Origin of the sequence: Methylobacterium sp. Leaf111, from assembly GCF_001423285.1 — a bacterium.
In the GTDB taxonomy this organism is placed as follows: domain Bacteria; phylum Pseudomonadota; class Alphaproteobacteria; order Rhizobiales; family Beijerinckiaceae; genus Methylobacterium.
Genome location: NZ_LMNE01000010.1, coordinates 1 through 26,231, shown reverse-complemented (window position 1 = coordinate 26,231; position 26,231 = coordinate 1). Strand labels below are relative to the sequence as shown.

General features: G+C 63.2%; 22 protein-coding genes and 2 pseudogenes. 14 read left to right on the top strand and 10 right to left on the bottom strand.

From position 1 onward, the window contains the following. The first annotated feature begins 41 nt into the window (after window positions 1–41). On the top strand, window positions 42–749 hold the full coding sequence (locus ASF41_RS08660) for a hypothetical protein (protein WP_056492517.1): 708 nt from the start codon (window positions 42–44) through the stop codon (window positions 747–749). Window positions 750–793: 44 nt separating this feature from the next. Here the strand turns inward: ASF41_RS08660 and ASF41_RS08655 are convergent, their stop codons facing one another. The 6 genes from ASF41_RS08655 to ASF41_RS08635 all read right to left on the bottom strand — a co-directional run bounded on the left by ASF41_RS08655 (window position 794) and on the right by ASF41_RS08635 (window position 6,930). Continuing rightward, on the bottom strand, window positions 794–1,360 hold the full coding sequence (locus ASF41_RS08655) for a phosphate-starvation-inducible PsiE family protein (RefSeq protein ID WP_056492460.1): 567 nt from the start codon (window positions 1,358–1,360) through the stop codon (window positions 794–796). Window positions 1,361–2,584: 1,224 nt separating this feature from the next. After that, window positions 2,585–3,298 carry a hypothetical protein gene (locus tag ASF41_RS24705; RefSeq protein WP_156653245.1) on the bottom strand — a complete coding sequence of 238 codons (714 nt, stop codon included), beginning with the start codon at window positions 3,296–3,298 and terminating at the stop codon, window positions 2,585–2,587. Window positions 3,299–3,962: 664 nt separating this feature from the next. Then, complete coding sequence (locus tag ASF41_RS08650) at window positions 3,963–4,511, bottom strand: cytochrome b (RefSeq protein ID WP_056492457.1); 549 nt, start codon at window positions 4,509–4,511, stop codon at window positions 3,963–3,965. Then, window positions 4,508–5,620 (bottom strand): catalase family peroxidase, encoded by a 1,113-nt coding sequence (locus ASF41_RS08645; RefSeq protein ID WP_056492454.1) that lies wholly within the window; start codon window positions 5,618–5,620, stop codon window positions 4,508–4,510. The genes ASF41_RS08650 and ASF41_RS08645 overlap by 4 nt, the downstream gene beginning before the upstream one ends. A gap of 9 nt (window positions 5,621–5,629) precedes the next feature. Next, window positions 5,630–6,403: an anti-sigma factor gene (locus ASF41_RS08640; protein ID WP_056348807.1), complete on the bottom strand. Its 774-nt coding sequence runs from the start codon at window positions 6,401–6,403 to the stop codon at window positions 5,630–5,632. Then, entirely contained in the window at window positions 6,400–6,930 is a 531-nt protein-coding gene (locus ASF41_RS08635) for a sigma-70 family RNA polymerase sigma factor (RefSeq protein WP_056492451.1), read from the bottom strand. Before ASF41_RS08635 ends, ASF41_RS08640 begins: the two co-directional genes overlap by 4 nt. Before the next feature lie 284 nt (window positions 6,931–7,214). Between ASF41_RS08635 and ASF41_RS08630 the strand changes: the two genes are divergently transcribed. Beyond that, window positions 7,215–7,484 carry a hypothetical protein gene (locus ASF41_RS08630; RefSeq protein WP_082504196.1) on the top strand — a complete coding sequence of 90 codons (270 nt, stop codon included), beginning with the start codon at window positions 7,215–7,217 and terminating at the stop codon, window positions 7,482–7,484. An 88-nt stretch (window positions 7,485–7,572) separates the two neighbouring features. Here the strand turns inward: ASF41_RS08630 and ASF41_RS23625 are convergent. After that, window positions 7,573–7,908, bottom strand: a pseudogene (locus tag ASF41_RS23625) (alpha/beta fold hydrolase); the annotation flags it as partial. Window positions 7,909–8,439: 531 nt separating this feature from the next. Here ASF41_RS23625 and ASF41_RS08620 point away from each other — a divergent pair. Further along, entirely contained in the window at window positions 8,440–9,474 is a 1,035-nt protein-coding gene (locus ASF41_RS08620; protein ID WP_210166979.1) for an adenylate/guanylate cyclase domain-containing protein, read from the top strand. 164 nt (window positions 9,475–9,638) lie between these two features. Here the strand turns inward: ASF41_RS08620 and ASF41_RS08615 are convergent, their stop codons facing one another. Then, window positions 9,639–10,613, bottom strand: coding sequence for a GlxA family transcriptional regulator (locus ASF41_RS08615; protein ID WP_056349294.1), 975 nt, complete (start codon window positions 10,611–10,613; stop codon window positions 9,639–9,641). A gap of 119 nt (window positions 10,614–10,732) precedes the next feature. On the opposite strand from ASF41_RS08615, the gene ASF41_RS08610 reads away from it, so the two are divergent. From ASF41_RS08610 to ASF41_RS08565, 10 genes are all read left to right on the top strand, one after another. Continuing rightward, a complete protein-coding gene (locus tag ASF41_RS08610; RefSeq protein ID WP_056348796.1) occupies window positions 10,733–11,527 on the top strand; it encodes an SDR family oxidoreductase in 795 nt (264 codons plus the stop codon). Window positions 11,528–11,717: 190 nt separating this feature from the next. Beyond that, window positions 11,718–12,665, top strand: a complete 948-nt coding sequence (locus ASF41_RS08605; RefSeq protein ID WP_056492434.1) for a GlxA family transcriptional regulator — start codon at window positions 11,718–11,720, stop codon at window positions 12,663–12,665. Window positions 12,666–12,769: 104 nt separating this feature from the next. After that, on the top strand, window positions 12,770–13,216 hold the full coding sequence (locus ASF41_RS08600) for a (2Fe-2S)-binding protein (protein ID WP_056492431.1): 447 nt from the start codon (window positions 12,770–12,772) through the stop codon (window positions 13,214–13,216). Window positions 13,217–13,230: 14 nt separating this feature from the next. Further along, window positions 13,231–15,480, top strand: a complete 2,250-nt coding sequence (locus ASF41_RS08595) for a xanthine dehydrogenase family protein molybdopterin-binding subunit (RefSeq protein ID WP_056492428.1) — start codon at window positions 13,231–13,233, stop codon at window positions 15,478–15,480. A 57-nt stretch (window positions 15,481–15,537) separates the two neighbouring features. Then, window positions 15,538–16,548: an SLAC1 anion channel family protein gene (locus ASF41_RS08590; RefSeq protein ID WP_056492425.1), complete on the top strand. Its 1,011-nt coding sequence runs from the start codon at window positions 15,538–15,540 to the stop codon at window positions 16,546–16,548. 150 nt (window positions 16,549–16,698) lie between these two features. Continuing rightward, on the top strand, window positions 16,699–18,315 hold the full coding sequence (locus tag ASF41_RS08585; RefSeq protein WP_056492422.1) for an FAD-dependent oxidoreductase: 1,617 nt from the start codon (window positions 16,699–16,701) through the stop codon (window positions 18,313–18,315). Window positions 18,316–18,774: 459 nt separating this feature from the next. Then, window positions 18,775–19,242, top strand: coding sequence for a hypothetical protein (locus ASF41_RS08580; protein WP_056219613.1), 468 nt, complete (start codon window positions 18,775–18,777; stop codon window positions 19,240–19,242). Between the two features lie 99 nt (window positions 19,243–19,341). Then, window positions 19,342–20,385, top strand: coding sequence for an HlyD family secretion protein (locus tag ASF41_RS08575; RefSeq protein WP_244479597.1), 1,044 nt, complete (start codon window positions 19,342–19,344; stop codon window positions 20,383–20,385). Further along, the gene (locus ASF41_RS08570; RefSeq protein WP_056492419.1) at window positions 20,375–21,439 is read left to right on the top strand and encodes a DUF2955 domain-containing protein; all 1,065 of its coding nucleotides are present in this window, start codon (window positions 20,375–20,377) and stop codon (window positions 21,437–21,439) included. Before ASF41_RS08575 ends, ASF41_RS08570 begins: the two co-directional genes overlap by 11 nt. Then, on the top strand, window positions 21,436–22,800 hold the full coding sequence (locus ASF41_RS08565; RefSeq protein WP_056492415.1) for a TAXI family TRAP transporter solute-binding subunit: 1,365 nt from the start codon (window positions 21,436–21,438) through the stop codon (window positions 22,798–22,800). Before ASF41_RS08570 ends, ASF41_RS08565 begins: the two co-directional genes overlap by 4 nt. A gap of 17 nt (window positions 22,801–22,817) precedes the next feature. On the opposite strand, the gene ASF41_RS08560 is transcribed toward ASF41_RS08565, so the two are convergent. Further along, window positions 22,818–23,273, bottom strand: a complete 456-nt coding sequence (locus ASF41_RS08560; protein WP_056492411.1) for a hypothetical protein — start codon at window positions 23,271–23,273, stop codon at window positions 22,818–22,820. Window positions 23,274–25,070: 1,797 nt separating this feature from the next. Between ASF41_RS08560 and ASF41_RS08555 the strand changes: the two are divergent. Further along, window positions 25,071–25,433, top strand: a pseudogene (locus ASF41_RS08555) (NAD(P)H-dependent oxidoreductase); the annotation flags it as partial. Between the two features lie 401 nt (window positions 25,434–25,834). On the opposite strand, the gene ASF41_RS08550 reads toward ASF41_RS08555, so the two are convergent. Then, window positions 25,835–26,231, bottom strand: a 397-nt coding sequence (locus tag ASF41_RS08550; protein WP_210166978.1) for a hypothetical protein, incomplete at its 5' end; no start/stop codon positions are given.

Genomic DNA, 26,231 nt, shown 5'->3' with positions numbered 1-26,231 from the left:
AGGGCTTCGGCCAGCTCGACGCAAGGGATCAGACCTCAACGATGCAGCCGACGTTTCATGGAGTTCGGACTAAGAGTATCGATTTTTGGCTTGCCCGCGGTGCCATTGCGCTGATCGCTGGACTGCAGCTCCTCGTCGTCAATGACCTCTCATTCGGACCTCGCTGGCTGGCTCCTACTCTGGAGATAGTGCTGCTGATCCCGCTCTCGGCCGCAACGGCTTGGAACCAGGGTCGCGCTCGCCATGCCCGAACGCAGGAGCACTGGAGCCTCGTGGTGCATCACCACCGCCTCATCCGCCGCGCTGCCATGGTTCTCACCGCCCTCATCACGACCATGAAGACCGCGGCCCTCGTGGCTCTCGTGCGCGCCCTTCTCGCCGGAAAGGCCCAAAGCGGTCCGACCCTGTTGATCGACGCGGTGAATATCTGGGGTACAAACGTAATCATCTTCGCGCTGTGGTTCTGGGCGATCGATCGAGGCGGAGCAGTCATGCGAGGCCATCCCGAGGCCGCAGCATCCGATTTCCTGTTTCCGCAGATGACCCTCCCGACGGGTGGTAACCCAACTTCGTTCGTGCCTGGATTTGTCGACTACCTGTTCTTATCATTCACCAATGCGACGGCCTTCTCGCCGACCGATACGCTGCCACTCTCGCACCAAGCGAAGCTCTTGATGATGGCGGAAGCGCTCATCTCGCTTCTGACGGTTGCCCTGGTCGCGGCCCGGGCCGTCAACATCCTGGCTTGATCAATCAAGAGCTCCCGCACACCGTCCAGTGAGCAGCCGGTTGCTCAATCTGGCATCTTCGTTGAGCCCTCGGCAGCTGTTTGCGTGTCCTTGCGATCTTGGTCACGCACGAGCCAATGCACAGCCCCAAGTGCCAGAACGGCCGCCGCCAAGCCCATAATGGTGAGCGGCTCCGTCTTGCTGGCGTCCAGGATGATGAACTTGCGCGCTAGTGCCAGCAGCGCGATCAGGATGACGGTACGCAGCTGGATGATGCTCTCCTGACGGTGCAGCACGCTCAGGATCGAGTGGTTGAACTCCAATGCGATGAGTACCGTGAATATCATCCCGAACACGGCCTGGAAGACCGTGTGCTCGGCTGGGTCGAGCAGACCGAAGATCACGAGCAGAACGATGCGAAAGCAAAGGTTCACCATGGCCGCGATGATGACTAACCCGATTAGCGCAGTGAGCACCACCACGACCACTTCCTCGAAGCGCTCATAGAGGCTCAGGCCCGGCCACGCCTTGCGCGTTTCCCTCAAGGTATGGGTCGCGGCCGAGACGTGCTTGGCGAAGGGATAGCGGTTCTGGCCGCTAGCGTCCGTTCCATCAGCTGTTGTCTGATCCACGCTTGCGGCTCCTTCGATGGCGCTGCTAACCGGCCAAGCGCATCTACGAAATCAACCTCAGCCGTCTGAGGACCGTTCCTAGGAGCGCGAGCTTTCCAACAGGGCTCGCCCTATGGAACGGCCCCGCTGGAACATGGCCGTTATCGACCCAACCCAGCCGTTCGGGTTCCCCTTGGGCGCCGCCTACAAGCTGCCATTCGTCAGCCGTCCGGCAACTTCGCCTCAGGGTGGGGAGCAGACCCCGGCTCTTCGCCCAGAAGCGGACTCTCCGCATCCGACCCAACCCAGCCGCCACGACCGCTTTGGGCGCTTCTTCAAAGCGGTCGTTCATCAGCCGTCTGGCAACATCGGCTCGGGGTGGAATGCAGATGCTGGCCGCCTGCCGGAACCCGATGTTTAGCTCCACACCGACGCACCATTTCCAAAGATTCAGGTACGATTTCGTCAATATAAATACATCGACTGAAGCAGAATTAAGCCAAAAATTATAGATCAGGATTAGTACCGATCAGCAGTAAACACGTCGTGCTGAATTGGAAAATGGAAAAGGTTCTCCACTTTGAATCTACGCTGAAGGGCAACAATAATTGCATCTCGATTTAGCATTACATTATCCGATAGCCTTGAGTCCCACTTAATTATTTCGTCTGCGAGTTCTTTTTCAGAGTCAGAAGAAAGAAAACTGTGCACACTATAATGACGTGATTCCCCGAGGTCGGAGACTAACGAACGTAGAATTTCAATCTTAGGACGTCTGCCCTGGTAGCTGGCGCTATGGCGGAGGTCTTCGCCAAAAAGATTTGATATGGGGTCAGAGAACGTCACGAGAACAAGTCGGCCACTTTGTTCAACGCATTGCCATGCTGCATCTACGAATACCTTAATCCCAATTGGATCGCTCGGCATAGAGTGAGATGCAATAACAAGATCGTATTTACATTCTATGTGACAAGGGAACTCGTCACAAATCACGTTTAATCTTTTTGATCTAAGCCTCTGTGCTTTGTCCGGGCATACCTCGATAGCCAGATATTTTGACACCGACGACGCGATTTGAACTGCGCTCATGGGTGATCCTGCACCAATATCGAGAATACTAAGAGCATGGATTGCTCTTGCTTCCCTAAGTGAATTGGCTACCAAATATCGGTTCTGATTGTAGGATATTGTCACGACATTTTCCAAAGTGGCGAGGCCAAGTTTGGCCTCGCCCGAGTAGACGCGTCAGTGTCCTAACCACACATGGGTTCCCAGATGTCCACCGCCAGTAGCTACAGAACACGCGCATTTGCACTTCGCGATGAGATTGCCTGGGTGGTCAATACCAGAACCTGATGCGGTGGATACCTGCCACGTAGTCTCTCGCGACTTTACGGACCGGAATTCTTCCTCGCTTACAAACCTTGATACATTTGCACGATGCTCATGGTTCGTTTTTTCAAGCAAAATCGCATCTTTCGTTGGAGAATGGGAATACACCCAATCATTCATGTTGAGACAAGGCCCGAGTAGGTTTTGAACACCCATTTCATGAACAGCGGCTGCGAGATCGCGCAGCAAAGCATCGCTTTCATGGATAGCCAGACTATCCTCGCGGACGAGGTGCTTTAGGCTAAACTCACTTGGAGCGAAATCACTTCCAACCAACTGCCAACTCGATGGGACCACGTCCTTACGGGTATCTGCGCCGGACATTGCTTGAGAAACGACCGCAAACCCCTCGTCGTCGTCGAGCGTGTCGGCAATCATGATTTCCCCTTCTTCAATTAAGTTGTGTCGATGCAATAGCCTAATACCCATATGATGATGTGCACCATGGTCGCGGATGATCGACAGCAGACGATGGAGATGCGTACTTTTTCCGGATGCGACTAGCCGATCATCGGCTTCGGCAACATCAAATAGAGAATTGTACGTATCACGCTGCCAGCTAGTCATGTACATAGTAGCCGCCCTCCAGTTTGTTGAACATGCCAGCCCGAAGCCCTGCCGAGCAAGGCAGATGCTGCACACTTGACCGTCAGTTGTCGAGATATGAAGTGAATAAATTTCGTTCGCTATCTGGAGATTTATGCGGGCTCAGATAAGCCAGTTATCGTACAGCTTGATAGCCATTCGTCCAGCAGGGACAATTATGATCACTCCGGTTCAGCATGATATTTTTGAAACAAGAGGACAGGGCGCTAGCTGTGGGATCTGGTAACCATAGAATTGAAGTATATCGTGTTGATATTTAGCCGTCACCTGTGGGCGGAATTACGCAAATGAGAGCCTGGCAAAAGCGGTTAGAATACTTGCGAGCGAAACTCCTGGGCTTCCGAGATAGGTCGGGAGCGGTCCCTGTAGCTATGTCTGCTTAAATCCATCTGCCGCTCGTAAGCGGACCGGCGCAAATCCACCCGACCCGGTCGTAGAACGGACGGACGGGTCTCGACCCAACCTCGCCGTTCGAAGGTCTACGGCCGGTTCTCAGAAGCGGACGTTCGACGCGAAAGTTGCAGGGGTCATAGGTTGCTTGTGATGGTTTTCGATACCCGGGCCTACGGCTCGCGTCCCCCCTGAGGTGCTCCTTGGCCCGACGTGGATCGCGGCGGCAATCGCTTCAGCGGGACCGGTATGGGATCGGGTGCGAGGCCATGCTGGAAAAGACCCCGTCCCGGCGGATCAGCCCGTGCATCAGAGCTGCGCCGAGATGGGCGAGGATGACCCCAAATAAGGCATAGGCCAGGAGGGTGTGAAGCGACCGTAGCCACGCATAGAGGCTCGGATCGAGCGGCAGGATCGGCGGAAGCACCACCGCGCCGCCGAGCCCGATCGGGTAACCGGCGGCCGACAGCATTGCCCAGCCGACCAGCGGCAGCCCAAGCATCAAGCCGTAGAGCAGGATGTGCGAGGCGTGTGCCGCCCGACGCTGCCAGGCCGGGAGGTCTGAAGGCAGCTCCGGCGGCGGATGGCGCCAGCGGTTCGCAAGGCGCAGCAGTGCGAGGACCAGGATGCCGAGGCCCAGCGGTCGGTGTAGGGTGACGAGGGCATAATAGTGGGCCACGGAGGTCACCATCGCCATGCCGATAAACAGCATGGCCAGGATCATGCCCGCCATGGTCCAGTGCAGCAGCCGGGCCGGCCGGTTGAAGTGCGTGGTGTTGCTCACAATCCGGCTCCTGAAGCGGGGGCATCGTGGACGGCGCTCGGCGCCTTCGGCTCGCCGGCGCGTCGCGTGAAGGATTGCACGTAGGCCGCCGAGCGCGCGCTGAGCAGCGGATCGTCCGATCCCACGATGCCGGCCGGCAGGACCAGGGGGTCGAAGTTCACGTCGCGGCAATTGCCGTTGGCCTCCACCTCTGTCGCAGTCACGATCACCGTCCCGAGGTCGACGCTCGTCCGCTCTGCCAGCCAGGGACGTGTCGCGTCCGCCGTGGGATCGCCTGCTTCGCCAAGGGTGGCGACGAGGTGCCAGCGCACGGGCCCCCGACGGACCGCGGACTCGAAGTCGTCGAATAGGAAATTCTTGTCCGCACGTGCTGTCTGGGCCGCACTCTCGGCTGTGGCGGCCTGCTCCGGCACGAACGCCCAGCGAACGGGCGTTTCAATGCCGTCTCCGGCCACGAACCGGAAAGCGTTCAAGCCCCGGAAGGTGTCGTCGGCGAACCCGGAGGTGATCGTGCGCGCCTTGATCAAGGCCGCCGCCGTCGTGCTCTCGGGATAGGCGACGAAGAACGTCTTTAGTGCCTCGGGATCGGGTTTGCCCGTGGCCGGATCGGGCTTGGCGGCGAGAAGCTGGGCATAGAATGCCTCCGGGGTCCGCACCGGGAAGACCGGGATGTCGTTGTTGCCGGTCCGCCATTCCTCGCCGTCGGGAAGGTGGAACCGCAGCGCGAGGCTGCGCACCGTCGTAGACGCATCCGCCGCGTAGGGCTGTCCGCCAGCAAGCGCGATGCGACCCGTGACGGGCGTCACCTGGCCAGCGGCGAACAGCGACGCCTTCGACAGGCGCGCGCCCAGCCCGGTGCTCTCGAAGCGTCCGGCGAGGCAGAGCCCCTTGGCGTGGTTACGTCGGAACCCCGTATGCGGGCCGTTGACCCGCTCGAAGCGGTCGACGATCCGCGCCTGGGTCAGGGCGCCTGGCGAGAACCAGCCGCCGACATAGGCGAAGGCCCCGGCAGCGCCGGAAACGATCGCCCCAATGGCACCGAGGCGCAGGAGGACGGCGCGCGAGTTCAGAGCCAGACTAGCACCGGTGAGGTCGTTCAGGAGAGACATAGCGGGCCTTCAGATTCTCTTCGCGGTGGCGCGTCGGAACTCATTGGCGAGTGGGTGAAGGATTGCCGGGTCGGCCGCTCCCACGAGGCTGTAGCCGAGCCCGTCCTGAGCCCAGGCATAGCCGTTCGACGTCCCGGAGGTGTGCGGCTGCATCGGCGCGTCGCCGGGCACGGACATGGGCCGCATCAGCATCACGAAGCGCGCGCCGTGCCCGTCATCGTACATCAGCAGGCCGGCAGGCCCCTGCTGCGTCGCGACGAGGCGTCCGCCCATGAGGTGATAGCCAGAGCCACTGAGGTCCGGCACGCCCACCGGCCGTTTGAGCCGGGCCGAGAACCAGCCGGCGAGTTCGTCCCGATCGGCTGCGGCGAGCTCGACGGGCCGGGTGTGGTCTGGGGCATAGACCGCGTAGTTCATGCTCGCCGCCTGGGCCAACGCCTCGATCCCAGTCGGCACCGGCGAGACCGCATCGCGTAGGCCCCAGCCTCCGGCGCCGCCGAGGAGAAGTAGCAGCCCGGCTGCCATCGCCTGCCAGACTGGACGTTGCGGGCGACGGCGTGCCTTGACGATCCGCGTCAGGTTCAGCTGTGCAGGGACCGGCTCCGCAGCGATGGGCGCGAAGGCGGCACGCATCTCCTCGCCAAGGGCGACGAGGCGGTCGACCCGTGCTCGCGCTTCGGGATGTTCGGCGAGATAGGCTTCAACCTCGCGCCTTCGGGCGGCATCCAGCCGCTCGTCTACGAGGCCCTGGAGATCATCGTCGCTGATGGGACGCATGGTCATTTCACCCTCCGCAGGAGCGGGCGCTTGGCTGGAACGGCGGCGTCGGTGCCATCCATGAGCTGGATTATCCGATCCCGGGCGCGGGAAAGGCGGGACATCACGGTGCCCGTCGGGATGGCGAGGATGTCGGCGGTTTCCGCGTAGGACAGCCCTTCCACCGTCACGAGGAGGAGGACGCTGCGCTGCTCCTCCGGGAGAGCATCGAGCGCGCTCATCAGGTCCTGGTGGCGCAGGCCGCTCTCCTGGGTCGGCGCCACCGCGAGGTTGGCCTCCGCCGTGTCCTCGATCGGCATGTGGGCGCCGCGCCGCGCGCGCTGGCGCATCTGCGTCACGGCAAGGTTGTGGAGGATGGCGAAAAGCCAGGTCCGCGCGTCGCCGTCGACTTGGCGCTGGTGCCAGCGGCCGACGGCGCGCTCAAGGCAGTCCTGAACGAGATCGTCGGCATCGGTGGGATTGCGCAGGAGTGCTCGTGCATAGCGGCGCAAGGCCGGGATCAGCGGTTCGATGAGGCGCATCATGTCCGTCATGTCCGGTCTCCTGGCATGGGCGGGACTCCTCCGTGTGCAGGCCAAACGATGCGAGCCTGCTCTGAGCTTGGCTTCGGGGGCATGGACGCTGCCAATCCGGGATTATTCCACGCACGCAGCGATCTTTTTCAGCCTCGCGTTACGTACCCATACTCGGCGATGTGGCTATGAATATGAGAGTCAAAGTTCTTGGATGCGAGGTGGAATAAGCAGCCGAAGACGTCGTCTATCCGGCATCCCTGCCTGGCGTTGGTCGATCAGGCAGGAAATACTGGAGATTGGACATGACGATGCTCAAGACTGTTTCTTCCGTCGCTTTCGCGTCTGCCTGCACTCTTGCCGCCTTTACCGGCGCCTCCCAGGCTCGGACTGTTTCGCATCCCACAGAGAGCCCGGCGATCACGGGCTCGATCCTGCCGCAGGCGCGGTCAGCCTACTGGCTCGGCGGCCCGGACACCGACAGCGGCAATGCCCGGAACCCAGCCCTGCCGGGCTACGCTCAGGCCCGCGGCCAAGAGACGGGCGGTCCCGCCCGTGAGCTGATCCCAAACTAGTTCGGCTTTCCCCGAGCGCGCATCAGCCCGCGCTCGGGGCTTCTCGGTGTCATCCAGCCCACGGACGGGGCACATGCACTGTCGCCGTCATCGGTAGTCCGCCGAGATTGGCTGGCGACTGCACCATGATCGGCGGCACGGCACTGATCAGCACGAGCTTGGCGGGTCGGCCATGCGCATGCTGTGCGACTTAGCGCAACGCTTCACAACCGCCGGTCGAATGGCCGACATGGACCGCGTTCGTCGCGCCGAGGGCTCCGACGACGGCCGCGAGATCGGCCGCGTAGGTGTCCATGTCGTGGCCCGACCACGTCTGGCTCGAGCGGCCATGCCCGCGCCGGTCATGGGCGATGCAGCGAAAGCCTTGATCCGTAAGGGCCATAATCTGGTCTTCGAAGGCGTCCGAGGACAGCGGCCAGCCGTGGCCCTCAATCCTCGCAGAAAATGTGCTTTTCGGACAATCCAGTGTTCTTCTACCCGGCAGAGACGGAGCATTCCACGGCGTTCCGGAAAAGGATGAAAGTACAGAACCGCCTCGGCACAATAAGCGAGATCACGCCGATCATCGCATTCCTGGCAGGGCCGGGCAAAGGTTGGTAACGGTGGAGCCAGTTGATCGACGGCGGTTTCATCGCGCGTTAAGGCGCGGAAACCATCAGGTGTCGGTCCTAAACCTGCGGGCTGTTCATGATGCGTGGCTGTCGTCCCTTTTTGGTCAGGAGGATACCCATGGCTTCATGGCTCGCCGGCAAGACCGGTCTTTGAATCAGAGAAGGCCGATGTTGCGCGGATCTGACAACCGAGGCGAGGGCCAGACTTCGCGAATAGGGTGCGATTGACTTCAGGGAATTGGCAAAAATAATCAGATCCGCCTACTTTGCCTACGATTCAATTTGGGGGGGGGTGGTTCGCAGTGGGGTATGACCTAACGTCCTCGCCAATGACATTCGTTGGCATGCAGGCGAGGGTTGGCGGCCTTTTTCAAAGCCGCAAGCCTCTGGGCTACGTGGTGCTTTCAGCAGCCTCAATCTTCTTATTCGACACGTGGCGTCCGTTGCATTTCGCCGTTGCCGTCCTTTACATTGTCGTCATTGTCCTTGCGGCCCTATGGTTCAAACAAGTTGGCATACTCAGGACTGCGGCGCTTTGCGCGGCGCTGACATGCTTAAGCTTCATCATCACCCATGGCTCGGACCCGGACAGTGGCGCCGCAGCCCGTACAATGATCAGCCTCGCCGCAATCGCGATCACCACGAAACTCGCTTTGTTCAACATCGCAACTCGTGAGCGATTGATCGCAGTTGGTAAGGAAAAGGACAATCTGGCCCGCTTCTTCCCGCAGGCTATCGTCGAACAAATCGCGACGAACGACATCGCGCTATCGACGACCAGATATGAGCCTGCTGCGGTCCTGTTCGTCGATATGATTGGATTTACGAAGTTCTGTAGCGTTCTGCAGCCGCAACACGTGATCGCCATGCTTCGGGAACTGCTGTGCACTCTGAGTTCCAGTGTGTTCGAGCATCACGGCACCGTCGACAAGTTCACGGGCGACGGTTTGATCGCAGTGTTCGGCTTGCCTGTTTCGAGTGATTCGAGCGCAACGAATGCCGTACGGTGTGCACTGACAATGCAGGCGAGGCTTCAAGCATGGAACGATGAGCGTGCGGCATCGGGACAGGAAGCGGTCACAGTTGCCATCGGCATCCATTATGGCGATGTCGTGCTCGGCGATGTTGGATGCGAGAGCCGGCTCGAACTGACGGTCCTCGGCGATACCGTGAACGTTGCGAGCCGTGTCGAGAACCACTGCCGGGAAGCGAAGGCTTCGATCCTGATCACAGACGCCGTGGTCCGGCGCATGCTGAACGAGGGGAGCGAGGGGACGGTGCGCAGATTCACCGACCGTGGTTTTCACGCGATCCGTGGGCACTCAGAAGCCATACGGCTCTTTGCAATTCCAAGAGATGCGGCGCTAAGCATCGATTAGTGTCATCGGCACAGCGAAGATATCTGGTTTGCCAGATAGTTTGCCGCCGGTGCAGCGCGTCTGTCGATGTCCTCGTAGATCTTCGAAGTGCCAAAGCGGTCGGACCGCATTCCATCCAACCCGGTCGTAGAGCGGGCTGCCAGGTGTGAACCTAACTCGGCCGCTCAGTCCGTTGTCTCGGTTATCTGTAAGCGTGTATCGGACGGCTCTACGACGCGCGTGCCGCGACGCAAGCTCTGCGGCGTTTGACCGAACATGCGCAGGAAAGCTCGCCGCATCCGATTGCGATCGGCAAAGCCGGTGTCGCGGGCGACGACATCCATCGCATGGCGTCCGTCTTCGAGCATGCGTTGCGCAGCCTCCAGGCGGAGGCGCTCTACGGCCTTGGCCGGGGACTGTCCGGTCTCCTCGCGAAAGATCCGGCTGAACTGTCGGGGACTTACGCTCGCGGCGTCAGCGAGCTCCTCGACGGTCAGCGGATTGGCCAGATGCTCTCGGGCGTAAACCAGCGCGCGGCGGACGCGGTCGGAGCGGGGCTCCAATTCCAAGAGCGCCGAGAACTGGGACTGGCCGCCCGGGCGGCGGTGGTAGACGACGAGCTTGCGCGCCACCATCCGCGACAGGTCCGCGCCGTGATCGTCTTCGATCAGGGCGAGGGTCAGGTCGATGGCCGCGCTCATCCCGGCGGATGTCCAGATGTGTCCGTCGGAGACGAAGATGCGGTCGTCGTCGACGCGGACGCGGGGAAACCTGGCCTGCAAGTCCCGGGCATGGGCCCAGTGCGTGGTCGCGGTACGGCCATCGAGCAATCCCGCCTCAGCCAGCGCGAATGCCCCCGTGCATAGTCCTGCGACCCGTCGGGAAGTCTGGCCCGCCTCAGCGATATAGCTGCGCAGGGCAAGCGTGAGGGGGCGGGGAAGCAGCTCGCCGACGACCATCAAGGTGTCTGGCACGAGGGTGAGTGGAACCGTCTCAATCCGGATGCCCAGCGACGACCGGATCGTTCCACCACACTCGGACATCACTGTCAGGCGGTAGGCTTCGTATCCGAGTTCCACGTTGGTGAACTCGAAGGCCGATAGCGCGGCCAGTCCCATAACCTGGAACCCGTCCTCAAGAATGAAGCCGACCTCTGGCATCGAAACCACCACCGCTTGTGTCCCGAATTGACACTTTTACGTCATTTGAGACATTGCCGTCCAGTCCTAGTATCGCGACGTCGCAAACAGCCACCGACGTATGTCGAAGGACCAGGACCATGAATATCAAGCCAGGAACCGTGCTCATCACTGGAGCCTCCTCGGGCATCGGTGCAGTCTACGCCGACCGCTTCGCTGCGCGCGGCCACGATCTCATCCTGGTGGCACGCAACAGGACGAGGCTCGATGCGGTCGCCGAAACACTGTCGGGTCGCTATGGCGTCACGGTCCGAGCCGTCGCGGCTGATCTGGCGGGCGCCGAGGGTCTCCGCGAAGTCGAAGCGATCCTGAAGACCGATGCAAGCATCACCCATCTAGTCAACAATGCCGGCTTCGGCAGCGCCGCGCCCCTGGCATCCGCCTCGGTGGACGAGATGGAGCAGATGATTGCGATCAACGTCACTGCCCCGACGCGCCTGACTTATGCGGCCGTACCACGTTTCACAGCACGCGGTAGCGGCACGATCATCAACATCGCCTCGATCGTCGCCATTGGCCCGGAGGTACTCAACGGTGTTTACGGCGGCACGAAGTCCTTCGTCCTCGCCTTCAGTCAGTCACTGCGCAAGGAACTCGCCGGCACCGGGGTGGCCGTGCAGGTCGTCCTGCCTGGGGCGACCGGCACGGAGTTCTGGGACATCGCCGGGCTTCCGGCCAGCAACCTTCCCGACGGGTGGGTCATGTCCGCTCCCGATCTCGTGGACGCAGCCCTAGTCGGCCTCGACCGGGGTGAGTTCGCCACTGTTCCGTCGCTGATGGATGGGGCCGAATGGGAGGCATGGGAGGACGCTCGCCAAGCGATGCTGCCACACCTGTCGAGCGCCGTGGCAGCGGACCGGTATCGGGCGGGTTGAGACGATTCACGCCGAGTCGCTCGCCCGGACATCGCGGTTCTGAGCGCAGCAGGTTCAGGTCGGCCCGCCAACACGGGCCTGCCGAGAACTTGGTCGCGAAGCCGGTCTCTGTCGCGAACCGGGGACCGCCTCTGTAAAATCTGTTAATCTCGCCCAATACTTCCGCGAAACCGAACGCAGGGAGAAGGCCATGGTGACCATCGGCGTTCTGGCGATCCCCGAATTAAAGCTGATGTCGCTTTCGGCCATGGCGGTATTCCAGGTCGCGAACAACGTGGCCGGCGAACCCTTCTACGACCTGCATCTCATCTCAGAAGCGGGCGGTCCGGTTCAGACGAACGCGGGCTTTGCCGTGATGACCGAGCCACCCGGCGAGGCGGCGTTCGACACCCTCATCGTCGGAGCCACTACTAGCGCGGGGGCAGACTCGCCGGTCCTCCTCGTGTTCGTACGCCGGGTCGCTGGGCAGGCGCGGCGTGTCGCATCCTTCTGTCGGGGCAGCTTCGTACTGGCGGAGGCGGGCTTTCTCGCGGGCCGTCAGGTCACGGCCCATTGGCGCGACAACGCGGAGCTGGCGGCGCGCTTTCCCGACCTGCGGGTGAGAACCGACCAGCTCTACGTTCGGGATGGGACGATCTGGACCTCGGCCGGCATGACGGCCTCCGTCGACATGGCCTTGGCGCTGGTCGAAGACGACCTCGGGCCGGGGGCGGCCCGCGAAGTTGCCCGCCGGATGCTCCTCGATCGGCGCCGCTCCGGCGGTCAGCCGCAGGCCTCCGACCTTCTGGACCTTGAGCCGAAATCCGATCGGATTCAGCGGGCCTTCACGTTCGCGCGCGGCCATCTGCGGGAATCGCTTAGTGTGACCCGCCTCGCCGATGCCGCCCGCCTCTCGCCCCGGCAGTTCAACCGGGCAGTCCAGGCGGAATTCGGCCTGTCGCCGGCCAAGGTGATCGAGCGCCTGCGTGCCGATGCCGCCCGCGTGCTGTTGGTGCGAAGCCGGCACTCCCTCGATGTGGTCGCCATGGAATCAGGATTCGCCGACAGGGAGCGGATGCGCCGCGCCTTCCTGCGGATCTACGGGCAGACTCCGCAGGAGATCCGGCAGGGATTGCTGCGAGACAGGCACGCCGCGTGAAGCCGCCGCATGTCCGAAAACGCTGCGTTTATGACGTTTGCGACCGCGTCGGCCAGACTTATCCATAATGCAGTGCGGGGCGAACCTCTCGGAGAAACGCGGCCATGGTGAATCTGACGGTCAATGGCCGGCCACATGCTGTCGAGGCCGAACCCGATACGCCGCTCCTTTTCGTCCTGCGCGACACCCTTGGGCTGAGCGGCACCAAGTATGGCTGCGGCATCGGACAGTGCGGTGCCTGTACGGTCCTCCTCGACGGACAAGCGACGCGCTCCTGTCAGATCCCGCTGGAGAGCGTTGGGACGCAGAGCGTCACCACCATTGAGGCGATCGAGCGGGATCCGGTGGGCGCGAGGGTCGTCGCGGCCTGGATCGGCATCGAGGTGCCACAATGCGGCTACTGCCAGTCGGGCCAGGTCATGGCGGCGACCGGCCTCTTGAAGGGAACACCGAAGCCGACCGAGGACGACATCGCCTCGGCGATGACCAATCTCTGCCGCTGCGGCACCTATAACGCGATCGCTGCCGCCGTGCGGCAGGCCGCGGTCTGAGGGGAGATGGCATCATGAACGACCTCACGCCCTCCCGGCCGACCACCGGCCGCCGCGAGCCCATCCGCAACCTGTCGCGGCGAAACTTCCTCGGTGCCGCCACCGGCGCCCTCGTGCTCGGCGTCAACCTTGGTCCCGACCCCGTCGGCGCCGGGGAGCGGCCCGAGGGCGCGGCCGCCATAGCGCCCAAGCCCGGCACGCGGGTCGCGGCCTTCCTGGAGATGCGGTCCGACGGCACGGTGCGGCTGCTGAGCCCGTTCGTGGAGGGCGGCCAGGGCATCAATACTGGTCTCGCTCAGACCATCGGTGAGGAGTTCGACCTCGACCCGGCGCGCTTTGACGTCGAATGCGCGCCGCCCGGGCCCGATTATGCCGTTGTCAACGGCCTGCGCATGACGGGGGGAAGCTTCTCGACCCGTTCCAGCTACACGGCCATGCGGCGCCTGGGCGCCACAGCCCGCGAATTGATGCTGCGCTCCGCCGCGGCCAAGCTCGGCGTCCCTCAGGATCAGCTCACCACCGATGACGGCCGGGTGATCCACGCCACATCTGGCCGGTCGCTCGGCTATGGTGAACTCGCCTCCGCCGCGCTCGCCCTCCAGCCACGGGACGACGTGCCGCTGAAGGACCCCAAGAGCTTCCGATGGATCGGCAAGCCGGTCGCGCGGCTCGACATGCGGGATAAATCCACCGGCCGCGCGGTCTACGCGATCGACTTCCGCCTCGATGGGATGCTCCATGCGGCGATCCAGCACGCTCCGCATCTCGGCACGGAGCCCGAGACCATCGCCAACGAAGTGGACATCCGTGCGATGCCCGGGATCGACTCGGTGCATCGCCTGCCTGGCGCGGTGGCGGTCGTGGCGGATTCCTGGTGGCGGGCGCGCAAGGGCGCGGAGGCGTTGCAGGTAACCTGGACGAGCCCCGCTCAGGACGGGGTCGCCACGGTCTCCAAATCCTTCTCGTCAACCGCGATGCTCGCGGCCCTAAAATCCACGACGGAGCCGGGCATCGCCGCCGAGCAGGAGGGCGATGTCGCGGGCGCCTTCGCAATGGCGGCGAAGATCGTCGAGGCGGAATACGATGCGCCCTACCTCGCGCATGCACAGCTCGAGCCCCCCTCGGCCGTCGCCCGGTTCGAGGCGGACGGTAGCCTCGACCTCTGGCTGCCGAACCAGATGCCGGAACTGTTCCAACAGATCGCGGCCGGCACGGCGGGAATTCAGCCGGCGCAAGTGCGCATCCATTCGCCGATGCTCGGCGGCTTCTTAGGGCGCCACTTCTACTACGGACCCGCCAACCCGTTCCCACAGGCAATCCTCCTCGCGAAGGCGACCGGACGACCGGTCCGGGTGCTGTGGTCCCGCGAGGAGGAGTTCGGCATGGATGCGGTGCGTCCCCTGAGCTTCGCCCGATTCCGCGCAGCCCTCGGGAACGACGGGATGCCGGTCGCCTTGCAGACGACGGCAGTGGGCGAAGGCCCCATCGGGCGCTGGTTCGGTGCTCTGTTCAAATCGCCGGTGGATTCGTCTGTCGTGGAAGGTCTCGACAAGAAACCCTACGCCATTCCGAACCGGCGCCTCGATTACGTGAAGGTGCCGCACCCGGTCACGATCGCTTTTTGGCGCTCTGTCGGACATTCGATGAACGACTTCTTCTACGAGAGCTTCCTTGACGAGGTCGCGGCCGCCGGAGCCAAGGACCCGTTCGCACTCCGCATGGCGCTTCTAAAGGACAGTCCGCGCCACCGAACCCTGCTTCGGGCCGTCGCCGATTTGGCCGGTGGCTGGAAAGGCGGGACGTTCCAGGCAGCCGACGGCACGCGTCGGGCACGCGGCGTCTCCATGGCCTCGCCCTTTGGTTCCGAGACGGCGACCATTGCCGAAGTCTCGCTGAAGGACGGCGAGGCGCGGGTGCATGACCTCTGGATCGCCATCGATCCGGGCAGCGTGGTCAACCCCGCCATCGTCAAGCGGCAGGTGGAGGGCGCAGCCGCCCTAGGGCTCTCCTCGACGCTACTGGAGCAGGTCGTCTACGAGGACGGGCAGCGTCAAGCGCGCAACTTCGACGCCTATCCTATCCTCGACCGCGAGCGCATGCCGCGCGTGCACGTCGCCATCGTCGAGAGCGGGGCGCCCATGGGTGGAATTGGCGAACCGGGGCTGCCCGGCGTACCCCCGGCCGTGGTCAACGCCGTTGCGACGCTGACTGGGCAGCGCATCCGCAGCCTGCCACTCGCAAAGACCCGGCTGTCTGGTGCCTGATCCTGATCACTTCGCCTCGGTTGTCCCCCCGGGTGCCTGCATGGAGAAAGCCCGGCGATGACGATGCCTGCGGCCGTTGACGAGATACAGCTTGCCTCCGCGGCGCGCAAACCCCTGTTCGATTACCTGCCGGTGAGCTTGTTCGGTTCCGTGATGGGACTGACGGGGCTCAGCATCGGATGGCGGCTGGCGAGCGCCCGGTATGGTCTGCCCGCGGTCATCGGCGATGGGATAGGCTGGAGCGCGCTCGCCGTATTCGGTCTCCTGGCAGTGGCTTACGGCGCCAAGGCGGTGACCGCGTGGACGAGCGTCCAGAGCGAGTTCCGGCATCCGATCGCCGGGAACCTCTTCGGGACGGTGCTCATCAGCCTGCTCCTGCTGCCTTTCGTGCTTCAGCCACTCAGCCCGTTCCTGGCGGCGGCGGCCTGGATGCTCGGCGCCGGCGGGATGATCCTGTTCGCCTTCTTGATCGTCAGCCGCTGGATGGGTAGCCGGCACCAGCTTGCCCACGCAACGCCGGCCTGGATCGTGCCGGTGGTTGGCCTTCTCGACGTGCCACTGGCGGGGCCGGCGCTCGGACTGCCGCACACCCAGACCCTGATGATGTTCTCATTGAGCATCGGGTCGTTCTTTGCGGTCCCCCTCTTCACGCTGGTTTTTGCCCGGCTCGTGTTCGAGGAGCCCTTGGTCCCGGCCCAGCGGCCGACCCTGATGATCCTCGTGGCCCCCTTCGCGGTCGGTTTCTCCAGCTACGTCGCGACGTTCGGCCGGGTCGACGCCTTCGCGGAGGCACTTTTCCTCATCGCCCTGTTCGTCTTCGCTGTGCTTATAGGCCGACTGTGCGATCTCCCGCGGTGCTGCCCGTTCCGGATCTCGTGGTGGGCTGTGAGCTTCCCGATCGCCGCCATGGCGGTCGCAGCGTTGCGTTATGCCGGGCATGCTCAGGCCATCGCCGCGGATGCGGTGGCCCTGCTGTTGCTCGGCCTTGCCACGGTGATCGTCGTCGGCCTCGCGATGCGCACGCTCGTCGGCATTGCCCGGGGCGAACTCCGTCAACTCGCCGGTTAGTCCACGTACTCCGTCGGCCGGCGAACGCGGAGAAGACTGTTCGAGCGCCGGTGCGCAGGCGGACCAGTGTGGTACCCGTTGCAAGACCGCGCGCCTGCTCGACTGAGACGCGCGCTCGATGCTGCTTCTGATCGTACGATGGGGGAACACATGGAAACCATCGGCCGCGACCTGAGCGAGATGCAGCGCGTACCCCTGGCCGCCGCGCATGTCGCCGCGCTCCGAGCCGCCGGTACCCAGCGGCTCTATCCGGCCGGGACGTTCCTCGCCCGCGCCGGCGAACCGGCCGACCGCTTCGTCTACGTCGTCGCGGGCGAGGTCGAAGTGGTGAACCCGTTCACCGACGAGCGCCACCTTCCGTCCACCCTCGGGCCGACGCAGTTCATGGGCGAAATCTCGATCCTGAACGGCGGCACCTGGTCGATGCCCATGCGGGCGGTCACCGAGACCTGCGTCATCGAGGTGCCGCGGGCCGACATGCTGCGGCTGATGTCCGAGATTCCCGAAATGTCGGACATCGTCATCACGGTGCTGGCGGCACGACGGCGGCGGCAGCTCGATTCGCGCGACGGCACGCTGGTCCTCATCGGCGAGGATGACGACCGGGCCGTCCGGCGGATCGCGGAATTCGCGAGCCGCAACCGCTTCCCCTATCGATCCTACGCGCTCGGCACCCCGGAGGTGGGGGCCATCGCGAAGAGCTGCGCGATCTCCTCCGCTCGGCCGGCCGTGATCTTCGGCCGGGACGTCGTGGTGACGGACCCGACCCCGGACAAGGTCGCGCAGCTGCTCGGCCTGAACTACGACCTCGTCGACGACGAGGCCTTCGACGTGCTCATCGTCGGCGGCGGCCCCGCCGGCGTGGCGGCCGGCGTCTATGCCGGGGCGGAGGGGCTGCGCGCCCTGGTGATCGAGGATCTCGCGATCGGCGGCCAGGCCGGCACGTCCAGCCGCATCGAGAACTACATGGGCTTCCCGACCGGCATCTCAGGCGCCGACCTCGTCTGGCGCGGCGAGGTCCAGGCGATGAAGTTCGGGACGCGGTTCGCGATGCCACGCCGGGTGGTGAAGCTGGAGCGGCTCGAAGACGACGCCTTCTGCGCGACCTTCGACAACGACCAGCGGGTTCGCGGGCGCGCGGTCATCGCCGCGACGGGCGTGCAGTACCGGCGATTGCCGATCGACCGCCTCGAAGCCTTCGAGGGCGCGGGCATCTATTACGCCGCGACGGAAATCGAGGCGCGCTATTGCAGGAACACCGAGACGATCATCATCGGCGGCGGCAACTCGGCCGGTCAGGCGGCGATGTTCCTCAGCCGCTCGGCGGGCCACGTGCGCCTCCTCGTGCGCGGACGGTCCCTCGCCACCTCGATGTCGAGCTACCTGTCCAACCGCCTGGAGGCGGAGCCCGCGATCACGATCGAATACGGCGCCGAGGTGACCGCCCTGCAGGGTGCGGATCACCTCGAAGCGGTGACGATCCGCAACGTCGCCGACGGCACCCTGCGCACGGTCTCGACCTGCGCCCTGTTCGTGATGGTGGGTGCCGCGCCCAACACCGGCTGGCTTTCCGGCCTCGCCAAGCTCGATGCCCACGGGTTCGTGCTGACCGGGGAGGCGATCGGCGAGACCTCGCCCTACGCGACGTCGCAGCCCGGCCTCTTCGCGGTGGGCGATGTGCGCGCCAACTCGGTCAAGCGCGTCGCATCCTCGGTGGGCGAGGGGTCGGTCGTCATCTCCAAGGTTTGGGACTACGTCCACGCCTGATCGCATCGCATTCCCCCGTTAATGAACGTCGGTTTTGGGGATTTTTCATCCGAAAGCGGACTGGAAACAATCCACCCATCTCGGTCGCGGGTCGCTGCCTCATCAGCCTCGAAGCGGACGTTCCGAAGGTCGCTAGAGGGTCGGGACCCGTCCGTCCACTCTACGGCTGGATCGGGTGGGGAGCGGACCCTGACCCTTCGCCCTGAAGCAGACCTTCCGGCGCCAACTTACCCACGTCGTCACCGCAGCCGCGACCTTCCTACAAAGTAGGATGTCTTTGATCGCGTATTTTGGCATCGCGCTACGGCGCTGGGCAGGTCTGGAAGGGATCGTCTCCAGCCTGCGGTCTTGCAATCCAATCTAGATCGTAGCCAAAATTCGCGACGTCGGTTTCCACTTGCCTCGAGTATTCGTGTATGTTCAGATATCAAGATATCGAATAACATCCGGGAGCCGCGCATGGCCACGGCAGCGCAAATTGACACGCTCCTACCAGTGTCGGCCGTCGCGCCGTCGAACAATCAGCGATTGTTCCTGCGTTATTTCACGGCGATCCTGATCGACCTCGTCGTGCTGAATTTGTTCGTCGAATATTCTGGGAAAGTGTTCATCGAGTCGTTCACGATTTCCCTGCTGGCCGCCATCCTGTTGCAGGTCTTGCTGAAGCTGACGATCGTCGTCGAGCATTGGGTTGCCGATTTTTTCAATGCAAGATCCGGCGCTCTCATGAAATTTTCGCGCTTCTTCTTTGCCTGGCTTGTCCTGTTCGGCTCCAAGTTCGTGATCCTGGAGGCTCTGACGGTCGTGTTCGGCACAAGCGTCCGTTTCGAGGGCGCCTTCCACGGGATGGTGACGCTGATCGCGGTCGTGGTGACGATGCTTGTCGCCGAGGAGGCGATCGTGCGGCTTTATCGAAAGCTCAACTAAAAGATCGCTCCAGCCATGGCTCGGATTTCAGAGGATCACGAGGGCGACAGCTCTGTGCGGGACCCTCCCGCACATCGCCAAAGCCCCAGGAAGAACCCGGTGCGCCGCATCACCCTTGTGGTCGTAGCGCTGGGCGCGATCCTCTTCGTCTACGGCATCGCTGGTGACCGCGAGACGCCCTACACCGCACAGGGTCTGGTCCAGGCCTACCTCGTGCGGATCGCCCCGGAAGTCGCCGGCAAGGTCACCGAGGTCGGCGTCCGGACCGACCAGCGCGTGAATGCCGGCACCGTTCTGTTCCGCATTGATCCAGACGCCTACGCACTTGCCGTCCGCCGCGCCGAAGCGAAGCTCGAAGCGGCTGGGCAGTCCATCGGTGCTTCGACGGCGGCCGTGGCCTCTGCCCAGGCCAAGCTCGCCGACGCGGTTTCCAAGCGGGAGAATGCGCGCGAGCAGACGGCGCGCATCTTCGAGTTGGTCAGGAAGGGCGTCTACGCCCAAGCCCGCCAGCAGCAGGCGCAGACGACTCTTGAATCCGCCGAGGCAGTCGTGTCTCAGGCGCAAGCCGAGGTCGAGAAGGCCCAGCAGACCCTTGGGCCTCAGGGCAAGGACAATCCCCAGATCAGAGAGGCCATGGGCGCGCTGGAGCAAGCGAACTTCGACCTGACACGCACTACGATCGTTGCTCCCTCCGACGGCGGCGTCACCAATCTCTCGCTTGCGGTCGGTCAGGTGCTCGGCAAGGGCGAGGCCGCCATGACCTACATCGACTTGCGCGAGGTCTGGATCGAGGCTGCGTTCCGGGAGAACAGTCTTGAGAGCATCAAGGTCGGCGATCCCGTCGAGATTGTGCTCGACATCCTCCCAGGGCGGGTACTGGCGGGAAAGGTCGGGGCCCTCGGCTACGGCGTCGGAAACCGCAGCGTCGATGTGCGCACCGGCTTGCCAAGCCCGCGCAGCCAGAGCGGCTGGATCAGAACGCCCCAGCCCATGCCAGTGCGCATCGAGTTCGACCGGGAAACCCGTCCCCTGCGGGTCGGCTCGCAGGCGAGCGTCATGGTCTATCCCAGCGACAATGCCATCATGAATGCCATCGGCCGCTTTCGGATGCGGCTCGTTGCGCTCCTGACCTATGTCCACTGACCTGACGAGCGACCCAGAGCCTGTAGGAGTACGCCGCACCGCGCTCCGTCTCGCCTTCGGTGTGACCGCGTGCTTCGCGCTCGTCGAGGCGCTCGGGTGGGACGCCACGTTCCTAGCACCTCTGCTGACGGCGCAGATGCTCACGAAGCTGCGGCAGCCCCCAGGCCTGACCCAGGGTCTCTTCCTCGTCGTTCTGATCGGACTATCGATGGGAGCGGTCCTCGCGATCACGACGTCACTCCTCAGCCACCCAGCCGCCCTGCTCCTTGCCCTCGCGCTGCTACTCTACCTGTCATTCTACGCTCACCTGAGGGGCGCACCGAACCTCGTGACGCTCCTCGTCCAGACCTCGGTGGTCTCCCTGCCCGTCCTTGCCGTCGCCTCGCCCGACGCTGCCGTGGGATTTGCTGGTGCGCTCGCCTCTGCAGGCTTCGTGGCGGTGATGGCGGCCTGGGTCGCGTTCGCGGCATTCCCCGGAGACGCGACCGATACCGCACCTCAGGTGCCAGCCGGCGCCGCGAATGCTCCCGGCCCGCCTGAGGCGGCACGGGACGCGCTTCTGAACACGCTCGTCCTGCTGCCGGTCCTGACAGGGTTCGTTCTCGTGGCGTCGGAACTCGCTGTCGTCGTGCTGATCGTGATCGTGAACCTGCTCCGTCAGCATGATCCCCAACAGGGGCAGCGCGCGGCGTTGGGGCTAATCCTCGGCAACTTCATCGGCGGTTTGGCGGCGGCTGTCGTCTACAACTTGATCCTGCTGAACGAGACCTACCCGTTCTTCGTGGTGGTGTGCTTTGCGGCAACCCTCGCCTTCGCAGGCCGCATCGCGACCGCCGGCCAGCGTGCGCCGGTTTACGTCATCGCTCTCACAACCTTCATCCTGCTGCTGGGCCTCGGGATGACACCGTTGCCGGGCGGGAGCAGCGAAGCCTTCATCACGCGGCTTGCCAACGTTCTATGGGCCTCCGCCTATGCGGTCGGGGCAGTCTCGGTCCTAGAATTCTGGCGCATACGACCAATCCACAACGCACCCATCCAGACCCGCGCGCGATGAAGCCCTCCCTCAAGATCGCAGCGGTCGTGGGCATTCTCTTTGCGGGGATCTCGGTTGGTGCCTACACCCTGACGCGCTACCCGGTGCTGATCTCCGCCCGATACACGTTGACCTTGGCGACCGGCCCAGTCGGAAGCGACGGGCAGAAGGTGCTCGCCGCCTTCATCCGCGATCTATCCGCCGAGCATCCCCTCATCCGCTTGGTCCCCATCCCGACCGACACTTTGTCCGAGAGCGGAAAGGCTCTCATGGAAGGCCGCGCCGATCTCGCTGTCGTGAGGAGCGACGACGAGGCGGCTGCGAACGGACGAACGATCTTCGTGCTTCGGCAGGACGGGGTTGCGGTTCTTCTGCCACCGGAAACAAAGATTGAGAACGTGAGCGAGTTTGCGGGCAAGAAGGTCGCCGTGGCGAAGGGGTTCGACGCCGGCCTGCTTAGGGCCTTCAGTGAATTCTACGGCCTGCGCGGGGCCGATCTCATCGAGATGCCGGCGGCGGAATTCGGGCCCGCGCTGAAGGCGAAGCGGGTCGTCGCCGCGCTCACCTCTGGCCCGGTCGGACCGGGGCCGATCCCGGACGCCTTCGCCGGTATACGGAAGAGCTTCAAAGCGAAGCCGTCTTACCTCGACATCGCGGAAACGGATGCCATCGTCGCCCGGGTGCCTGCCTACAAGTCAGTCGAGATCAAGCAGGGGATCTACGGGGGAACGCCGAGCGAACCGGATGAGGCGATCCACACCTTCGCAGTCCGCACCCTGCTCGTTTCTCGGGCCTCGCTACCGGACCGCGTGGCTGGTGAGATCACGCGGCTTATGCTGACGACGAAGGCGAAGCTCGTCGCCGTTCTGCCAGCGGCGGGACAGATGGAGGCGCCCGAGACCGAGCGGTCCGCACTGCTCCCCGTGCATCCGGGAACGCTGGCCTACCTGAACGGCGAGCAGGAAAGCCTCCTGGACCAGACGGTCAACGTCTACTGGCTCGCGGTCATGGTCTTTGCCATCCTCGCGCCCCTCGTGGGCTGGATCGCGTCACGGCGCCGGCTGCGCCGCAGCCACGAGGAAGGCGCCAAACTGCGCCGGGTGATCGAACTGGTTCGGCTGGCCAAGATCGGCAGCACCATGCAACTCTCCGCCGCTGACGCGGAGTTCGAAGACATCACGGAGTGTCTGTTCGAGAGGCTGGTAACGGGCGAGATCGAGCGCGACCACTTTCAGTTCCTGGAGCGGATTATCGCGCAGGCGCGTGCCACCATCGCCCGGCGCCTCGGCGATCTGGCCGTGACCGAGGCGCAGTTGAAGGCCAATTCCAAGCCACGCCTCGTGTCGTCCACACAGACTGACCAACCCGACCCCGCATCCTAGCGACGTTCAGTCGACGGCTACTCAATGGCCTTGCCCAGCCGCTCAAGTTCCAGCGAGTAACAGAACAGCGCGAAAAGGACCGCGATGATCGTGATCCCCTTGGTCACAGCCTGACCGAACGGCGGGAGCACCTCGAGTTCAGGCAGGTGCCTGAAGAAGACCACTGAGAAAAAGGCACCGCCGAAGAAGAAGCTCGCACGGCTGGAGAACAGGAGCAGGTGTCCGACCAAAACGTTCCGGAACGGCACGGAGAGCGGCACGTAACGAAGCCTCACCCAATAGCAGGATTGTAGGACGACAACGCCGCCGATGATGATCGCGTGACGCCAAGGTTCAAGATCCTGCGGCTCTCCGAGGCGCGAGACCATCCGCCGGAAGACCGGTAGGATCATCCAAAGCAGGCTAGAGGCCACCGTGGTCTGAAGGATGAGAAGGGCACCGTAAGCGGCTGCACTTCGTGACGGTTGACCCATGCAGCCTCCCCCAATTGGGTCAGCACGCACCGGGATCGCTCCTTGCGTCAACCTAAGACCCGGCTCGATGCCGATGAAGGTTCCCGAATGGCATCTGTCTCAAGCGCTCGCGGAGTGCTTAAAGGCGGCCGTCCGTACTCGCCTGTCACGCTTGAGCAAGACCTGGAAGCCCAAAGCAGGTAGACCGCCGGCGGTTCCTCCCGCACAGGACTTCCTGGCGGGTAAAGCCAAAGGCTTCAAGCAACCGTGATCCTGACGTGTGAAGCGTCGGGCTCGAAACCAACGAATGTTGCCCTTACCGCCGGCCCTACTCTCACGCGGAGGGTGGAGAAGCGGTGACGGGTGTCACCAGCGTCGGAAGCGCCGCACACCAACTGCCCGCGGCCCGTAGTATCCGCGCCGGACAACCCCTACCGCCCGCGGGCCATAATATCCATGCCGGACAACCCCCACTGCCCGCGGCCCGTAGTATCCGCGCCGAACGACGACCGAGCCACGAGGGCCGACGCAGCCGGCCCGATAGACGCCACGAGCGCAGACGACGGCATTCGCCTCCGTGGGGACGTATGCAAGCAGGCCCACGAAGAGACCGAAAGCGACCAGGACGTACTTCATGATAAGCCCTCCGCCGATTGCCGGGTGATCACATCAAAATTATTAAGCCGATCCATAGCGGCCGGAACTGTAGCATCCTACCACAAAAATGTCTGATTATTTGTGACAACTTGAGTGTTGGGATAAATTGCAATTCCCTCTCATGCAAAAATGTTGCGCTGGCAACTCTGTGTACCCATCCCGTTGCCGCCGGCGGCAACGCCAGGAGCTTTGCGTCCGGGTGGACCTGAGGTGCAAGCCTGCTTCCAGCGAAACATATTCAAGCTCTCGCCTGGATGTCAGCCAAGCAATCAACCCCTACTCAAAGACGCAAGGAAGTGACCGAGGGTTGGAGGTTCAGCCGACAGCAACGCCGGCATCACGCAACGGCCTGACGCCCTCAGAGACTGTCTCTGCCTGTCTACTGCCAGAGCACCCCGTACACCACTACGGCGCAGCTAGCCGCAATGACGGAGAATACGAAAGCGAGCACTGTAGACTCGCTGTCTACCTGTACGCGAAAATTGCGTAGAACTGCCATAGCCGGGCTCCGTTCTGCTTAATCAGCATTAGAGCAGAGTATGAGGCGGATGGGAACGGCTCAAGCCCGAGAAGCTATCGGTTTCTAACATGTAAGCGGCGGACGAGATGCGGAACGAGCAGTGCCGCATCGCTTGGTGCGATGCGGCGAGAAGCAGCTTGCCCTCGATCTTCCTGCTTGGGTAGCCGGGCTCACAGAGGGTGCTGGAGCGCCTCTGTATGGCTCGCGGATCTTGGCTGCTTCATCGCATTTTCAACCTTGCCGATGAGAGCAGCTAAGCCAGTCATTGGGCACCCATCAGCTGGACCTATGTCCGTTTGTAGCCATCAAGCAAGCGAAAGCTGCCAGACCTTTAGCCACCCGTCTCGGCCGTAGGTCACCGCGTCACCGACCAGCCCGCAAGCGGACGTTCCCGCCTTCTGCAAGGGGTCGACACCGGAAGGTACCCTACCTGTACGAGGATGTCCGGTTTCGGGCGGTGCGCTGGGGTCCGCTCCTGGCGCAAATCGGCAGTTCGTCGAGACTCTCACGAACGTCAAATTTCAAGCTTTCATTTCCTAAAAGCAGAACGGCAAGGTCCTACTCGATTCGATCATAGAGCGGGCCGGCAGAAGCCGACCCGACCCAATCATTCGAGCTCCTAATTCCCTGGTCTGCATGCACCGCTGAGCGAGGGATCGGTGCGGCCAACGTAAGGACGGCCCCTTGCGGTGGTGCAGGTTTCGGGTGGCTCGCAGTCCTTCAACGCCGTGAACAGCCTGCGCGTGCTCGGGCGTTGGATGCGGATGGTCACGATCCCGAACCAATCCTCGGTGCCGATGGCCTACAAGGAGTTCGACGACGGCTGGATGAAGCCGGGCCCCCTCTACGACCGGGTAGAGGATGTCTCCGAGGAGCTAATGAAGTTCACGAGGGTGACACGCGCGCGGACAGACTACCTCGTGAACCGCTACAGCGAGCGGAAGGAGCGCGAGCCCGAACAGCTCGGGGCAGTTGCGGCCGACATCGGGTTCGTGAAACGGTAAGCGCAACTATTCAGCAACAAGGGAGAACTGTCGGTCGTGCCGACATAGTCCAAGCTGCGGGCTACAGATTGCACAGTTCGTTCTGCACGAAGGGAGCTGCGGCCCTCATCGCTTGCAGCGGGAGGGCGATCGATTTCATCCTCTGGTGAATTCACGTGAACCGAACGGAAGCTTGCATACGTTCTTGTTTTGTTCTATGCCCTCTCATATCGCCTATGAAGCAGGCGGTCTCCTGAAGCCGACGTCCGCAGAGTGCTCCGACTACGAGCCAGCCACGTCGCTGCATCCGATCCAGCCATCATGCTGACGGCCGGCGCCGCTGCCCGGTCGCGGGAGATCATGCCATGTTGTCGACCTCAACAATCTCGCAGGACCAGCATCCGGACGCCGAACCCGCCGATTCACTGGCTCGAGCCTTCCTGCGAACCTTGGCGCAGAGCGAGCGCAGAAACCTTAAGGGCGCCCGGGACTTCGAGCCAGACTCCGAGTGCGATGAACCCACCAACGACCCCGTAGAACTCATTCTCGCCAAGACGGAAGGCGAGAGGAAGACCGAGCACGTACCCATCCCTGCGGATCTGGCTGCCGTGGCCGTGCTCGTCGCGCGCGCCATTGAGGCGGAAGACGGTTTGGTTCGTCGCCTGCGACGCGAGGCTCCGGTGGTCGTCATCACTGTCCGACGTCAGCACCTGTGGGACAGATTGAGGGTCTTCACGAACGGAGGATGGCTGGTTCATCGTAGCCCCTGAGGAGCGAAGATGAAGCAGACATCTGAGGAGCGAAGATGAAGCAGACATC

Coding starts and splice junctions, on each gene's coding strand:
- ASF41_RS08610 (WP_056348796.1), top strand. CDS start 10,733: ATGAATATCAAGCCAGGAACCGTGCTCATCACTGGAGCCTCCTCGGGC.
- ASF41_RS08615 (WP_056349294.1), bottom strand. CDS start 10,613: ATGCCAGAGGTCGGCTTCATTCTTGAGGACGGGTTCCAGGTTATGGGA.
- ASF41_RS08560 (WP_056492411.1), bottom strand. CDS start 23,273: ATGGGTCAACCGTCACGAAGTGCAGCCGCTTACGGTGCCCTTCTCATC.
- ASF41_RS08635 (WP_056492451.1), bottom strand. CDS start 6,930: ATGACGGACATGATGCGCCTCATCGAACCGCTGATCCCGGCCTTGCGC.
- ASF41_RS08600 (WP_056492431.1), top strand. CDS start 12,770: ATGGTGAATCTGACGGTCAATGGCCGGCCACATGCTGTCGAGGCCGAA.
- ASF41_RS08590 (WP_056492425.1), top strand. CDS start 15,538: ATGACGATGCCTGCGGCCGTTGACGAGATACAGCTTGCCTCCGCGGCG.
- ASF41_RS08605 (WP_056492434.1), top strand. CDS start 11,718: ATGGTGACCATCGGCGTTCTGGCGATCCCCGAATTAAAGCTGATGTCG.
- ASF41_RS08570 (WP_056492419.1), top strand. CDS start 20,375: ATGTCCACTGACCTGACGAGCGACCCAGAGCCTGTAGGAGTACGCCGC.
- ASF41_RS08580 (WP_056219613.1), top strand. CDS start 18,775: ATGGCCACGGCAGCGCAAATTGACACGCTCCTACCAGTGTCGGCCGTC.
- ASF41_RS24705 (WP_156653245.1), bottom strand. CDS start 3,298: ATGACTAGCTGGCAGCGTGATACGTACAATTCTCTATTTGATGTTGCC.
- ASF41_RS08630 (WP_082504196.1), top strand. CDS start 7,215: ATGACGATGCTCAAGACTGTTTCTTCCGTCGCTTTCGCGTCTGCCTGC.
- ASF41_RS08640 (WP_056348807.1), bottom strand. CDS start 6,403: ATGACCATGCGTCCCATCAGCGACGATGATCTCCAGGGCCTCGTAGAC.
- ASF41_RS08620 (WP_210166979.1), top strand. CDS start 8,440: ATGCAGGCGAGGGTTGGCGGCCTTTTTCAAAGCCGCAAGCCTCTGGGC.
- ASF41_RS08645 (WP_056492454.1), bottom strand. CDS start 5,620: ATGTCTCTCCTGAACGACCTCACCGGTGCTAGTCTGGCTCTGAACTCG.
- ASF41_RS08585 (WP_056492422.1), top strand. CDS start 16,699: ATGGAAACCATCGGCCGCGACCTGAGCGAGATGCAGCGCGTACCCCTG.
- ASF41_RS08660 (WP_056492517.1), top strand. CDS start 42: ATGCAGCCGACGTTTCATGGAGTTCGGACTAAGAGTATCGATTTTTGG.
- ASF41_RS08595 (WP_056492428.1), top strand. CDS start 13,231: ATGAACGACCTCACGCCCTCCCGGCCGACCACCGGCCGCCGCGAGCCC.
- ASF41_RS08565 (WP_056492415.1), top strand. CDS start 21,436: ATGAAGCCCTCCCTCAAGATCGCAGCGGTCGTGGGCATTCTCTTTGCG.